We start from the raw sequence: 14,025 nt of genomic DNA, 5'->3' as shown, positions 1-14,025 counted from the left end.
GCTTCAGCATTTGCCGCCTTCAGCGCCTGCGGCGACGGAAGGACCCCAGGCCCAAACCCAGGAGCAGCAGCATGGCGCGGCCGGGCTCCGGCACGACGTAGATGATGCCGTCCGTCAAAAACTGGTCGGTATCCCAAAACCAGCCGTTGGCGATCATGGAAGCGCCGAGCTGGAGATCGAGGTCTCCACCGGTGCTGGCCGCATTGAATCCGCCGGCGACGATGGCGGACGCGCCGCCATTGACGGTGCCCCAGTCGATGAGGTTGATGACATCGCCAAAGGTGGGATCATAACCGCTGGCGAGCTCCACTTTGATGGTGCTACCGGCGGCCAGGGTGAGGGTTCCCTGGACGACGAGGGCGTCATGATTGCCAAAGCTGCCGTTGAGAAGTCCGGCGGTCTGGATGCCATCGGCGGGGCTGGCATCGTTTCCAGTGGCTCCGGCGAGAGTGAACAGCACCCGCGGTGCGAGCGAACTCCCACCACCAGACAGGGTGAGGCTGCCGGTAGTGACATCGGTGAAGGTCAGCCGGCCGATTCCGGTGCCGCCGCTGTCTCCAGCGCTGAGCAGGCCATTGATGACGGTGGCACCCTGCACGGTGCCGGAGCCGGAGAGGGTGGCACCGCTGCTGACAACCACGGCTCCGTTGCCGCTCTGCCCCGTGCCCGCCTGACCGACCTGAAGATTGCCTGCGGTCACCTGGGTGGTGCCGACATAGGTGTTGGCACCGGTGAGGGTGAAGGTGCCAGAGCCCTGTTTCACCAAACCACCGGCACCGGCGATGGTGCCGGAGTAGGTGGTGTCTGCGCTGCTGCCAGTGGTGAGCCGGGTGCCCGGCGTGGCCATGGTGTCGGCAGCGGCGATGGTGCCCAGATTGACGGTGCCACCGCCTGCAAGAGACAGGATGGTCTGTGAAAAATCAGCGAGGCCATTGGTCAAAGCCAGCATGGCGGTGGGATCATTGGCGAGGGTCACCGCAGAGCTGGCGGACAGGGTGTTAACAGCACCGGCCATGAGGATGCCCTTGCTGATTGTCGTCGCACCGCTGTAGGTGTTGGCGCCTGTGAAGGTCTGGGTGCCTTCGCCAATCTTGGTCAGCGCCATAATACCGGTGCCGGTGTCCTTGATGACACCGCCGAAGAAGGTTGTGGCTGCGGCTGTGTCCGTGACGAGGGTGCTGGAGTTGTTATCCCCAATGGTGAGGGTGGAGGTGGTGCCTGCTTTGCCATTGGTGATGGCGGTGTTGGCATGAGTGCCATAGGAGATCAGGGAGTTGATGGTTTCGCTAAAGCCGTTGAGGTCAAGGGTGACGGGGCTGGTGCTGCTGCTGCCACTCAGAATGACGTTGCCCTTGCCGAGGCCGTTGGGGATGACCTCCGAGGCACCGAGACGAACGGTGACATTGGCGCTGTTGAAGGCGGTGGGACTGGTGCCAAAATTGGTGTTGATGGAAAGGTTGCCGGTGAAGTCATTGGCGGTGTTGTTGAGCTGGATGATGTTGGTGCCGCCTGCGCCGCCGGAGAGATCGAGGGCGTAGTCGCCGGTGATTTTTCCGGTGAAGGTGGTGACGTTGCTGGCATTGACGGCACCGAGGCGGGTATCGCCCGTGAGATTGATCTGGCCGGTGAGAGTCTGGCCGCCGCTGAAGCGTATGGCGCCGGGAATGCCGTTTTCGCCATAACCGGTGCCTGCAAGGTTGAAGGTCTGGGCATAGGAGCCTCCGGCATTGAGCCATAGCTGACCGCCGGCAGTGACGGTGACGGCGCCGCTGCCAAGGCTGCCGACGCTGTCGAAGCGGTTGCGGCCCAGGGTGATGATGGTGCCTCCGGTGTAGGTATTCACCCCGCTGAAGACGACCTGATTGCCAGAGCCGGTACGGATGAGGGTGACGGCGCCGGTTCCATTGTCGGTGATGGAGGAGCGGATGAGCATTTCGCCTGAGCCGGAATTGTTGATGATGAGCTCGCCAGCGGTGTTGTCCGCGCCACCGGCGGTGAGGGTGCCAACGCTGCTGGCAGAGCCGATGGTGAGCGTGGGGACGCCCGAGGTGACCTGGCTGCCCTGGTTCCAGATGGAGCCGGTGGCACCCAGACGGAGCGTCTCGCCTGCGGCAATGTCGATGAGACGGTTGAGGGCGGCATTGCCGTTGCCTGCGTCATTGCGCACCATGATGGTGTTGAGAGTGGTGACCCCGGAAGCGGTGGTGATGGAGGTGCTGCTGTCGCTGATCAGCAAGTTGGAGGCCGGAGAACTGACGATGTCTCCACCGGCATAGGTGCTGTATTGGGTGGTGGCGACGACGACATTTCCGAGGGCTGGGCCTGCGGTGCTTTTGACGGCCCAGTCATTGCCCAAGAGCGCCCAGCCGCCGAGGATACCGCTGGCGTCGTTGGCCGTGGTGGTGGTGATGCCGTTGGTGGCGCTTTGCGTGCCTGCGGCGGGCGTGAACTCCAGAATGCTGCCGCGATCACGCGAGATGCTGCCGAGATTCACGACGGTGTCGGTGTTGGCCGTGCCCTGAGTGACGGTGACGTAGCTGCGCCCGGCGAGAAGGTAGGTGCCATTGAATGTTTGAGAGACGGGGGCTGCTCCTGTGGTGGTGTTGCGACCGGCGACGGTGAGCTTGCCACCCCCGAGAACCAGCCGGCTGGAGGCGCTGATGATGTCAGCAGTGGGAGCGGTGATGGTGTAAGTGTAGGTGTTGGTACCCGAGGTGGCCGGTGCAATGGCGGTGGAGTTGAAGTCGAGCTTGATGCCGCTCGCGTTGGTCTGAGTGAGGGCGCCATTCACGGGGTTGTGAGAGCCGCCGAGGATGGTGGTGTCCCCGGTGTAGGTGTTGGAGGTGCTGGAAACGTAGGTGGCGGTGACTGCGCCGGAGGAGGTGGTGGTGCGGGTGACGGTGATTTGTTCGCCGCTGAGGGTGAGGGTTCCCGTGCCGATCTTGGTGAGGCCACCGCTGCCGCTGAGGGCACCACGGTAGGTGGTGGTGCTGTCGTTGTTGCCGGTATGGAGGGTGATGGCGCTGCCGCCAGCATCCTGGAGCGTGAGGTTGCTGGTGCCCTGAAGACCGCCGGTGATGAAGGTGCCGATGCCGGAGGCAAAGCTGATGTTCTTGGTGTTCACGTCGAAGTTGACGAGATTGATGGTGGCATTTTGGACCGCACGGGCGTGCCCGAGAACAAAACCGCCGGTGGCGGTGCTGGTATTGAGCGCACTGAGCGTGCCAGCGAAGGTATTGGCATTTGTGAGGGTGACGAAGCCTGTGCCGCCATTCACCTGCAGCGTGCCGCTGCCTGCTATGATGCCGGAGAAGGTGGTGCTGACGCCACCCTGGGCAAGATTGAGGGAAGCATTGCGCATGAGAATGAGGCCGCCGCCTTCGATGGTGCCGACCTGGTCGGAGACCTTGGTGTTGAGGACACCGCCAACGTTGACGGTGATTTTGGCGCTGTCGCCGACGCTGTTGGCGTTGGTGTTCCAGAGGAAGGTACCGCCGCTGTTGATGACAATGCCCGAGGTGGCGAGCTGATTGGCGCTGCCGCCTGTGCCCTTGAGCTCGAAAGTGCCGGCATTGATGGTGATGGGTGTGCTGCCGAGATTGAAGAAGCTGGCGTTGCCGGAGGCACCGAAGTCGAGCGTGAGTTTGCCGAGGCCGTTTTTGGTGAGTCCGGTGGAATTCATGCGGGCTGTGATGGTGACGTCCATGTTCTGGACGTTCACGACGGGGGCGGTGCCGGTGAGAGTGAGGATCTCGACGGAAGTGAAGTTATTTGGGGACGAAACAAAAGCCGTGCCGGGGGCGATGGTGACGTGGCCTTCCTGGAAATTGAGACTGCTGGCAGACTGACCAGGAGAGAGCGTGACTGTGTAAGTGCCTGTACCGTCAACGCCTGCGGCAAAGACCACATCGCTGCCCGTGACATAGGCTCCGGTGCTGCTAAGCCCACGTGCATCCGTGCTCCAAAAGCTGTCCACGCCCCAGACGCCTCCGGCATTGCCAGAAGACACAGCCGTGCCATTGGCATCCCAATAGAGCGTGGCAGCAGGGGACGAGACAACGGCCACGAGAGAAAACAGGAGCACGGCAAAGCGCACGCCCTGCGTGAAGAACACAGACATGATGGGATGGGGAAGTTTTTTTGCGTTCGTGCCGCAGCACGAAAAAAAAGGGGGGCATAACGAATACCTTCGCGGCTCCTCTGAACCAGCCAATTTTGCTCAGCCAAACCTTCAGAAATCAGTCAGAGACCATCTGAAAGAATCCACGATTTTTCTTTTAAAATGCCATCGAGTGAATCAATGCAATTGCCCCAGCATCTTGGTCAAGAACCTGCCCGCCTTAGCCTGATCCCTGAAAAAACCAAGTAGCCACATAGGCACATCATCAGCGGCAGAAACCACTGCGCCACCTTTTGGTTCTCGACGGACCATTGGTTATACGCGGCCAATGTCAGCGCGGGCTTGCCATCGAGTTCCAGCGCCACCAAAGGATAGAACGACTGGTTCTGCGCCAGATTGCGCCGGGGAGAATTGGCTTCTCGGATCCTCACGCTCACCCGCACCTCCATGCCCGGCCGCAGGGTGGCCAAAACCTGGCCGTCAAAACTGCGCGGATAGACGCTGTCAAAGCTGCGGAAGGGGAGTTCCTGGCCCTCAAGCCACACATCCAGGTCCTTGCTCTTGCCGCCAGTCTCGGTTGCCTTGACGAGTCTGCCGGTGACCACCCTGACACTGGCCGCCGTCAGCATCCCTGGCGGGTCCAGAACATCCAGAACAAAGAGAGAGAGCAACAGGATCATCCCACCAGACCCCAAAAGGATGGACTGCATGGGGGTGGGTGTCACGACGAATGCTTCGGGAGCTTGGTCAGCTCAGGCTGCTACCCGACGATGATGCCCTTGGCCTTGCGCTCTTTCTCGCGCTCAAGGAGGGGGATCTTCTCACCGGTTTCCAGCACTGGCACGCCGAGGTCACCAATCTTGGAGAAGGTCAGGCCATTGAGGGCGGGAACTTCGGCACTGAGGCGCTTGAAGACGTCTTCCACAGTGTGGATGCCGTTCGAGCCGCCGCAGGCGACGATGAGATCGCGCAGGATTTCCCAGGTGTCGTGGGCGTTGCCGGGGGATTTGACGGCCTTGTTCAGGCGCTGGAGGCGGCCGGTGACGTTGATCATGCTGCCGCGCTTTTCCGCATAGGCGGAGCCGGGGAGCACGACGTCGCTGAGTTCGGCACTGGCGTTGGCCAGGATGTGCAGGGAGGCGATGAAGGGGACCTTTTCGAGGTCGCGCTGAGAGAAGCCGACTTTGAGGAGGTTTTCCCCCAAGGCGAGCACGGCACGCAGGCCGCCGCGGCTCATCTTTTCCGTGATCTCTGCCAGCTTGGCACCGGGCTCGATGCCAAGGATCAGTTTGGCGCCGTTGGTGTTCGGATTGAGGTCGTCGGCGCGGAGGTAGTTGTCGGCACCGCCGGAACGGGGGATAACATCGACATTCGTGGTGCCGAGCAGTGCGGCGAGATGTTTCACGAAGAAGAGTTCTTCATTCGTCATGCGGGCGCTGGCGATGATGGCGATCTCATCGCCCTTCTTGCCGGCAAGAGCGGTGGCGATGCTGGAAAGCGCGGCCTTCCAGGTGGCGATCTGGTGTTTGCCGCCGGATTTGATCATGGGATCGGTCAGGCGGAACTCGCTGTTCACGAAGTGGAAGTCGAGACGGCCGCTGTCACACATCCAGGTGGAGTTGACGTCGTTGTTGTCGCGCGGGGTCTGGCGGTAGATGGTGTCGCCACGGGCGGAGATGTCCATGTTGCAACCGCGGCCGCAGCCGGTGCAGATGCTGCCCGTTTCCGTGAGGAACCAGACGCGCTGCTGGAAGCGGAAGTCGTTGGAAGTGAGGGCACCCACCGGACAGATGTCCACAGTGTTGAGGGAATAGTTGTGCTCCAGGCGCTTGCCGGGATGCACAGCGAGGGTGGTGAAGCTGCCGCGTTCGGTGAAGCCGAGGACGGGCTCGTCTGCGATCTCTGCAGTGAAGCGGATGCAGCGGCTGCACATGATGCAACGCTCGTCGTCAAGACGCACGCGCGGGCCGATATCGACGTTCTTGGGCTTCTTGACCTTGTCTTCGCGGAAGCGGCTTTCGCCTTTGCCGTGCTCGACGCTGAACTCCTGCAAGCGGCACTCGCCGGCCTGGTCGCAGATGGGGCAGTCGAGGGGGTGATTGATGAGGAGGAACTCCATCACGCCCTTGCGGCATTCTTGAGTGAGAACGGAGTCTGTGCGGATGCCCATGCCTTCAGCGACGGTGTTGGCGCAGGCGATGACGGGGCGGGGCATCCAGCCGATCTTGGGCATGCCGTGCTCGTCTTTCTCAGGCTCGGTGCCAGGAGCGGGACGCGGGGGCATGCCCATCTCCACGAGGCACATGCGGCAGTTGCCGGGAGAAGAGAGCTTGGGGTGGTAGCAGTAGTGAGGGACTTCCTTCTTCACCTGCTTACAGGCCTCGATCATGCGCGTGCCTTTGGGGAACTTGTGCCAGACGCCGTCGATCTGGACATTGACAAGATCGACCGGGGGAGGAGCGGCAGCAGGGGCGGGAGCTTCGGCGGGGGCAGGCATGAGCGAAGGGGAAAGGGTCTGAAGCGGATTATCGGAGCCGCATGCAGAGGGGCAACCGCAATTTGTGAAAAGTTTCACAAGCGACCGGCCATGAAGCTTTGCGAAGTCCGCGCAACGTGCGATGAATGCCGCCCTCATGCCCATTCCGGTCATTTTGAACCCTGCCGCCCGCAGCACGAAGGCGGCCTCTCTCGAACACGCGCTGCGCAAGCTGTCCCCGGAGCCGGAACTGCACCTGACCAAGGGACCCGCAGATGCCACGGCGATGGCCGAGGAACTGGCGGAAAATCATGAACTGGTGGTGGCCGCCGGAGGAGACGGCACGATGAACGAGGTGCTGCAGGGCATCTGCCGGGCCAATGCGCGGCGCAAGCCCGGCGAAAAGCACACGGCGCTGGGCGTGCTGCCGCTGGGGACGATGAATGTCTTTTCCGTGGAGCTGAAGCTGCCGGGGCGTGACATCGAGGGCTGCTGGCGGGAGATCACCAGCGGCCAGCGGCGCGAGGTGGACCTGTGGATGGCCAACGACATGTACTTTGCCCAGCTGGCTGGGGTGGGACTGGACGCGCAGATCGTGCAGGAGACCTCCTGGGAGGCGAAAAAGAAGTATGGCCCACTGAGCTATGTGATGAGCGCGGTGAATGTGCTGATGCGGACGCCGCCGACGCTGAGCGTGCACATCGAGGGCAAGGCACCGCTGCTGGGTACGGTGGTGCTGGTGGGGAATGGGAGGCATTATGGCGGCCCCTTCCCGCTCTTCAAGGATGCCTCCAACACAGATGGCATGCTGGATCTGCTGATTTTCCGCGGGCTAGGCGGGATGGAGTTCATCCAGCTGCTGCGCGGCATGCTGCTGGACGGCTACCGGGAGTGCGAATACCTGGACTACATCCAGACGCGGGAATTTACCGTGACGACGGACCACGCCGAGGCCCCCGTGGAGCTGGACGGCGAGCTGGCGGACCTGAACGCCCCCGTGGTCTTTCGCCCGGCTCCGTTTCGCCTGAGCGTGAGCGTGGGCTGAACTTGGACTTGGGACGGAAACCGGAGGGCTTGTCTTCGGAAAAGCGACGGGAAGGACCGCTTTTTTTGCCTGGACCGGACTTGAAACTGCGCGGCTCACGGGACTCAGGGCTGCGCTTGCGCGCCGGACGGTGGTCTTCGACGCCATCTTCTTCGGCGGCGGACTTGCGCTCCAGCCGGGGCTTTGCAGGCTCTTCCTTGAAGAAACGCTCGATTTCCGTGGGGGTGAGCTCCTTGTAGGCACCTTTGGCAAGACCGTGGAGCTTGAGCCAGCCGATGCGGATGCGGGTGAGGCGTGTGACCTCGTAACCGAGGTAGTAGAGCATCATGCGGATCTGCCGCTTGAGGCCCATCTTGAGAACGATATGCGCCCGGTAGTCGGTGTCCATCCAGGTGCGCTCGGCACGGGCGAAACCTTCCTCGGTCATCATGCCTTTGACGAGCTTGGCCATGACGTCCGCGTTCAGCGGCTGATCGACGACGACTTCGTATTCCTTTTCGGCACCCTGGCTGGGGTGGATGAGGCGGTGGGAGAGATCTCCGCGATTGGTGAGGAGAATGAGACCTTCGCTGTCTTTGTCGAGACGGCCAACGTGGTGCAGATTCTGATACTTGAGCGGCAGGAGATCGTAGATCGTCATGCGCTCATGCTTGTCACCACGGGAACAGATGTAGCCCTTGGGCTTGTTCAAGACGAGAACGACGGGCGTCTCAGTGCGAACTGGAGAGCCGTCAACGACGACTTTATCCTCGGGCTGGACCTGTGTGGCGAGCTCAGTGACGATGTGCCCGTTGATGGACACACGACCGCCGAGGATGATCTCCTCCGCACCGCGGCGGGAGGCCACGCCGCACTGGCTCAGATATCGGTTAAGACGCACGGGGAAGCCTTATTCCGGCTTGGTCTTGGGCAGATTGAGAGGCAGACGGCCTTCCTTCCACTGACCACGGGACTGGAGGAGCTTGATGCGCTCGCCGCGCTTCAGGACACTGCGCTTGGTGCCGACGGAGCCGGAGGACTTGAGGCTGCTATGCTGGGACATGATTCTAAAAGGGGCTGAGTGTTCTGAAAAGGGGCGGAGAGGGTAGCAGCCAGCGGGTGGGATGCAAGGGGTTTTACATTGGGGAGCTCAACCGAGCACCTTCCGGCGCACGATCTCGGTGACCATTTTGGGATTGGCCTTGCCCTGGCTGGCCTTCATGGCCTGGCCAGTGAACCAGTTCATGGCCTTTTCGTTGCCGCCTTTGACTTCGGCGACTTTGTCGGGGTTGGCTGCGAGAATTTGTTCGACGATGGCTTCGAGCGCACCGGTGTCGCTGACCTGCTCAAAGCCTTTGGCCTTGATGATTTCGGCGGCGGATTTGCCAGACTCGAACATCTCGGCAAAGACTTCCTTGGCCTGGTTGTTGGAGATGCTGCCGGCCTCCACGGTGGCGACGAGGGCGCTGAGCGCCTGCGGGCTTACCGGGCATTCGGTGATGGTGAGGGAGCGCTCATTGAGGACGCCCAGAAGGTCGTTGATGACCCAGTTGGCGATTTTCTTGGCGGGCACCCTGGTGTCTGCGGCGACGGCGGCCTCATACCAGGAAGCGAGCTCTTTTTCGCTGGAGAGCACTCCGGCGTCGTAGGCGCTGCAGCCGTAGTCTTTCTCAAAGCGGGCGCGCTTTTCATGCGGCAGTTCGGGAAGCTGGGAGCGGACCTTTTCCACCAATGCGGCGGTGCGCACGGGCAGGAGGTCGGGATCTGGGAAGTAGCGGTAGTCGTGCGCGTCCTCCTTGCTGCGCATGAGGGTGGTCTCTCCACGGTCGTCGTCCCAGCGGCGGGTGCTTTGGACGAGCTTTTCGGGATTGCGGCCTTCAAGGACATCAATCTGGCGCTCGGTCTCGGCCTTGATGGCGCGACGGACGGCGGACATGGAGTTGATGTTCTTGAGCTCGATCTTCACGCCGAGCTCCTTCTGGCCTTCGGGGCGGACGGAGATGTTCACGTCGCAGCGGAGGTTGCCCTTTTCCATGTCGGCGTCGCTGACGCCGCCATAGATGAGGATCTGGCGCAGGCTGGTGATGTAGGCGAAGGCCTCCTCGGCGCTGTCGATGTCGGGCTCGCTGACGATTTCCATCAGCGGGGTGCCGGCGCGGTTGAAGTCGAGGGCGCTGAACTTGTCATAGTGGGTGGACTTGCCGACGTCTTCCTCTAGGTGAATGCGGGTGAGTTTCACGACCTTGCCAGGATTGGCGATGCTTTTCTGAGCGTCCTTGGGATAAGCCAGGTCATACAGCGGGACGCCACCACCGAGGCAGAGCGGGAAGGGCATCTGCGTGATCTGGTAGTTCTTCGGCATGTCCGGGTAGAAGTAGTTTTTGCGGTCCCAGTTCACGACGGGCGGAGTCGTGCAACCGAGCATGAGGCCGGTGAGGATGGTCTTTTCGATGGCGTCCTGGTTCAGCACAGGGAGCGCACCTGGCAGCCCGAGGCAGGTGGGGCAGGTGTGGGTGTTGGGCTCCGCGCCATATTCCACCGGGCAGGCACAGAACATCTTGCTGCGCGTGGTGAGCTGCGCATGAACTTCGAGGCCGATGGTGACAATGTATTTGGGCATGACGGAATGCAGCAAGCCAAAGCCGAAATATCCGGCAGATGCAAGCGCGAAGCTGCCGCTCGTTTTCACCCCTGCGTGCTATGAACCGGACTCCAGAACACAGCGAAAACCGCAGTCATAATTCATGCCAGGAGGCGGAGCGTACCGACTGGCGGAGAGCAGGTGCCCGCGATCAAAGTAATGCCAGGAACCACCTCGCAAAACGTGCGTTTTTTGCGCGTCGTTCAGCCAGTCCTGGCACCACTCCCAGACATTCCCGCCCATGTCAAAAAGCCCTGCTGAGTTCGGCTTAAAGCTCATGACGGGCGCGGTCGTGGGGAAGCCGTCCTGGTAGTCTTCGATGAACGGATTGGATGGAAATTTCTCGTGCCACGCCACGTCTGCATAGTTTCCGGCCTTGTCGCTGGTCTTGGGCGGAAAGCCCTCACCCCAGGGGAAATCATTGCCCGTTCTCTGGTTCAGCATCTCCGGCGTCGTTCCTTTCGGACGTTTTTCGGAACGGCCCAGCCCGACCGCAATGCTCCACTCCTCGTCTGTCGGCATCCGGTAGGTCCTGCCCTCTTTGCGACTGAGCCAGGCACAAAACTTCTGCGCGTCCTCCCAGCTGACACTGACCACCGGATGATTTTCCTCCGCGCCCACGGGAACCGCTTCTTTTCGGACATTTTTCCACCCGCTGTCCGTGGCCGATGTGTCACTGGCATAGGCATTGTAGTCCTGCCGCCGTGTCTCGTGGATGCAAAACATCCCCTTGATGCCTTTCACCGGCACAAACTTCATGCCGAGACTGTTGGTGAACGCCCTGACTGCAGAGAAATCCTGCCCCGCACCACCTTCCTTGGGGGAAGAAGCGGCGGCCAGATCCTTCAGGATGTTTTTAGCCGCCGCGGCCTGCTCCAGCCTGCCTGCCTTCGTCAAAGCGAGCAGCTGTGTTTCGAGCTGTCTGGCAAAAGCGTCGTTGAGCGGGCGCAGCTTTTTGTCCCTTTCAAGCTCCAGGCGGCCCAGGGCAGTCCGGTAGGTGGAACGCAACGGCTTTAAAACTTCGGCTGTTTGGGCTTCGTCCGAGTCCGGATCATATTTGCCGGCCAGAAGATCATCCCTCTCTGCTTTGATGGCCAGAGCCTGCTCCAGATTTCCTGATTTTTGGGCGGCCTGCTGCAGCCTGTCGAGTGCGGCTGCAAACTTGGCGTTCAGATCAGACACAGCCAAGCGATGAGGACGGAGAACCTCAAGGTTCACCTTCTCTTCAAAGGCACTCTGCAGCGCCGCCGGATCTCCCACGTCTGCGTCCTGGGCCGACGTGGAAGCAGAGGCACACATGCCCACCATGATGATGATCGCGAAAGCAGAGGATTTATTCATGAAGGATGGGCAGAGGTGTGCGCCTGGGTGAATGGCCTGTCTGGTTCAGCGGTGAACGCAGCATACGCCCCGGTTCATTCTTTGGCATGCGGATCAACCCGGCGATCATTTCAAGAAGCAAGGCTTCACGGTTCCAATTTACGAGGCCGGGACCAAGACGATCCGGAATCCGAGGCCAAGACGCTCGTCCGGTTTGTGATGATCGCGAAATGAAGAACGCAAATTCTCCTTTTCCCAATGAGTCCATGAACTGCCTCTCAAAACACGGTCGGTTTTCGAGCTGTCGAACCAGTCGTCGCACCATTCCCAGACGTTGCCGCCCAGATCATAGATTCCGAGTTTGTTGGGGGGGAAGCTCATCACCGGTGAGGTGGTGGGAAAGCCGTCGTCGTAATCCTCGAAGTACTGGGATTTGTTCGCGGGGGCCTTGTTTTTGCGGCTCAGATCAGAGTAATTTCCGGCACCCTTGGGGGGCGGCCAGTCTTTGCCCCAGGGAAAGTCCGTCTCATTCCGGACGACCGTGGCAGGCGTGGTGTCTTTGTTCCATCTCTCGTCACGACCGATACCGACCGCGTAGCTCCACTCCTGATCTGTGGGCAGCCGATAGGTTTTCCCCTCCTTTTTGCTCAGCCAGGAACAGAATTTTTGTGCATCTTCCCAGCTTATTCTCGACACAGGATGGTCTTCCGGACGGTCCAGAACCAAACCCGCATCGTTTTTCCGGTCTTTCCATGTGCCATCCACGTCTTGAGCATCAGAGGCGTAGGCGGCATAGTCTTTGCAGCGTGTCTCGTGGATGCAAAAAAGCACCTTGGTGCCTTTCACCGGCACAAATTTCATTCCGAGGCTGTTGGTGAGGGACTGGCCGCTCAGGTCCATCGCCGCGCCTGCACCGGCCGGCACTGCGGCATTTGGCAAAGCTGCATTTGCGAGCAGATCTTCGCGCATTTTTTTCAAGGCCATCGCCTCCTCCAGGCGGCCGCCTTTCGTCATGGTCACCATCAAAGTTTCGAGCGATCTGGCATAGGCATCCTTCAGCGGGCGGAGCTTTTTGTCACGGTCCAGCTCCAGCCTTGCCAGGGCAGTACGGTAGGTGGAACGCATGGTTTTAAGGCTGGCGGGAGTCTTTGCGTCATCCAAGGCCGGAGTGTAACCTCCTGCCAGAGCGGCCTCTTTCTCCCCTTTGACGGCAAAGGCCTCGTCCAGATTTCCTGCCGACTGCGCAGCCTCCTGAGCACGTTCCAATGCGGCGGCAAACTTTGCATTCAGGTCTTTCACGGCAAGTTCGTGAGGGCGCAAAACTTCAAGCCGCACTTTCTCTTCAAATTTGGCCTGCAACTCGGCCGCTTCCTGAATGGATGTTGTTTGTGCAGTTGCGCTGCCAGCGATCAAAAGAAGGGCGAGGACAAAGACAATTCCTGACGGTTTTCTCATGATCATTTTTAAAGCATAGTATGGCGCTTTGATCAATTCAATCTCACTGGCTGCGGGGGCGGGGGCTGGCGGTAGACCACGGAGTCCATGGCGGCTTCCAGAGACATGTCGCTGAGGATGGGCTGGAGATCGGGGTGATTGGCCACTTTTTCGATCTTGGGCATCTGCATGAGTCCGGCAAAATCTCTGTTCTTGATGGCCTCCCGGACCTCAAGGTCATAGCCAAGCTTGACGATTTGATCATTGTTCAACGCGTTGGCGATTCTTGGGCTTTGCTCCGCCAGGCGCTGCCACATGGCGCCTTCGGGCCAGAGAATGAGCAAGCGGGCGAGGTTGGCCGTGGGCTTGATGTCGTAGGGGTCCAGCTTTTTGGCGAGACCGCCGATGATGCTGTTGTCGATCTTCTGGCTCAGGGTGTAAAAAACGGACTTTGCCTGGCTCTCGATGGCACCGCCTTTTTTGACAATGTCCGCCGCGTTTTCCATGCCATACAGGCTGCCCACGACGCGCAGCACCATGCTGCCGAGCCAGAGAAGACCGCCTGAGGGGATGATGCTGACGATCAGGCCTTTCCAGCCTGTGAGCCCGCCCAGCATCCGCATGAGGCCAAAGGCCGCCAGAAAGTACTTCCCCACCTTGCACACACCAAACATCAGCACCGCAGCGAGCCCGGACATGACGATCAGGCGGTTGGTGGTCATGTGCATGCCGGCCGCGCCAAAAATCTGCACCCGGTGCATGAAGACATACCAAGCCGCCCAGGCACATGCCGCGAGGGTCAGCACATTCATGATCTGCTGCACCACCCCTCTGGCAAAGGCCAGCCCGGCGGCGAAAGCGATGAAGCCCACGATCGCGATGGTGGCCCACATGCTGTGAGGCACCTTCTGGGCGTATTGGAGCACTTCACTCGGGTGAGGCATAAACGATGGGGAGAGAGATGATTAGGACAGCTTAACATCTTTCCCCTGCCTGTCTTGCAGGAAATG

General features: G+C 60.6%; 10 protein-coding genes. 1 reads left to right on the top strand and 9 read right to left on the bottom strand.

What is annotated here, in order from left to right:
* Window positions 1-19: 19 nt before the first annotated feature.
* The 3 genes from ACZ5WW_RS17885 to ACZ5WW_RS17875 all read right to left on the bottom strand — a co-directional run bounded on the left by ACZ5WW_RS17885 (window position 20) and on the right by ACZ5WW_RS17875 (window position 6,617).
* Window positions 20-4,120, bottom strand: a complete 4,101-nt coding sequence (locus tag ACZ5WW_RS17885; RefSeq protein ID WP_377165734.1) for a beta strand repeat-containing protein — start codon at window positions 4,118-4,120, stop codon at window positions 20-22.
* Window positions 4,121-4,323: 203 nt separating this feature from the next.
* On the bottom strand, window positions 4,324-4,830 hold the full coding sequence (locus tag ACZ5WW_RS17880; protein WP_377165736.1) for a hypothetical protein: 507 nt from the start codon (window positions 4,828-4,830) through the stop codon (window positions 4,324-4,326).
* A 50-nt stretch (window positions 4,831-4,880) separates the two neighbouring features.
* Window positions 4,881-6,617 carry an NADH-quinone oxidoreductase subunit G gene (locus tag ACZ5WW_RS17875; RefSeq protein ID WP_377165738.1) on the bottom strand — a complete coding sequence of 579 codons (1,737 nt, stop codon included), beginning with the start codon at window positions 6,615-6,617 and terminating at the stop codon, window positions 4,881-4,883.
* Window positions 6,618-6,738: 121 nt separating this feature from the next.
* On the opposite strand from ACZ5WW_RS17875, the gene ACZ5WW_RS17870 reads away from it, so the two are divergent.
* Window positions 6,739-7,641: a diacylglycerol/lipid kinase family protein gene (locus ACZ5WW_RS17870; protein ID WP_464694174.1), complete on the top strand. Its 903-nt coding sequence runs from the start codon at window positions 6,739-6,741 to the stop codon at window positions 7,639-7,641.
* Here ACZ5WW_RS17870 and ACZ5WW_RS17865 read toward each other — a convergent pair.
* The 6 genes from ACZ5WW_RS17865 to ACZ5WW_RS17840 form a co-directional block, all read right to left on the bottom strand.
* Window positions 7,523-8,521 carry a pseudouridine synthase gene (locus tag ACZ5WW_RS17865; protein WP_377165742.1) on the bottom strand — a complete coding sequence of 333 codons (999 nt, stop codon included), beginning with the start codon at window positions 8,519-8,521 and terminating at the stop codon, window positions 7,523-7,525. The genes ACZ5WW_RS17870 and ACZ5WW_RS17865 overlap by 119 nt on opposite strands.
* A gap of 9 nt (window positions 8,522-8,530) precedes the next feature.
* Window positions 8,531-8,683, bottom strand: coding sequence for a small basic protein (locus ACZ5WW_RS17860; protein ID WP_377165744.1), 153 nt, complete (start codon window positions 8,681-8,683; stop codon window positions 8,531-8,533).
* A gap of 87 nt (window positions 8,684-8,770) precedes the next feature.
* Window positions 8,771-10,240: an Asp-tRNA(Asn)/Glu-tRNA(Gln) amidotransferase subunit GatB gene (gatB, locus tag ACZ5WW_RS17855; RefSeq protein ID WP_377165746.1), complete on the bottom strand. Its 1,470-nt coding sequence runs from the start codon at window positions 10,238-10,240 to the stop codon at window positions 8,771-8,773.
* A gap of 78 nt (window positions 10,241-10,318) precedes the next feature.
* Window positions 10,319-11,602 (bottom strand): formylglycine-generating enzyme family protein, encoded by a 1,284-nt coding sequence (locus ACZ5WW_RS17850; protein ID WP_377165748.1) that lies wholly within the window; start codon window positions 11,600-11,602, stop codon window positions 10,319-10,321.
* Between the two features lie 138 nt (window positions 11,603-11,740).
* The gene (locus ACZ5WW_RS17845; protein ID WP_377165750.1) at window positions 11,741-13,036 is read right to left on the bottom strand and encodes a formylglycine-generating enzyme family protein; all 1,296 of its coding nucleotides are present in this window, start codon (window positions 13,034-13,036) and stop codon (window positions 11,741-11,743) included.
* Window positions 13,037-13,068: 32 nt separating this feature from the next.
* Window positions 13,069-13,959, bottom strand: a complete 891-nt coding sequence (locus ACZ5WW_RS17840) for a hypothetical protein (protein ID WP_377165752.1) — start codon at window positions 13,957-13,959, stop codon at window positions 13,069-13,071.
* Window positions 13,960-14,025 lie beyond the last annotated feature (66 nt).

Source organism: Prosthecobacter fluviatilis, assembly GCF_055388355.1.
Note: the sequence above shows the minus strand (reverse complement) of the source record. Positions and strands in the feature narration are given on the sequence as shown.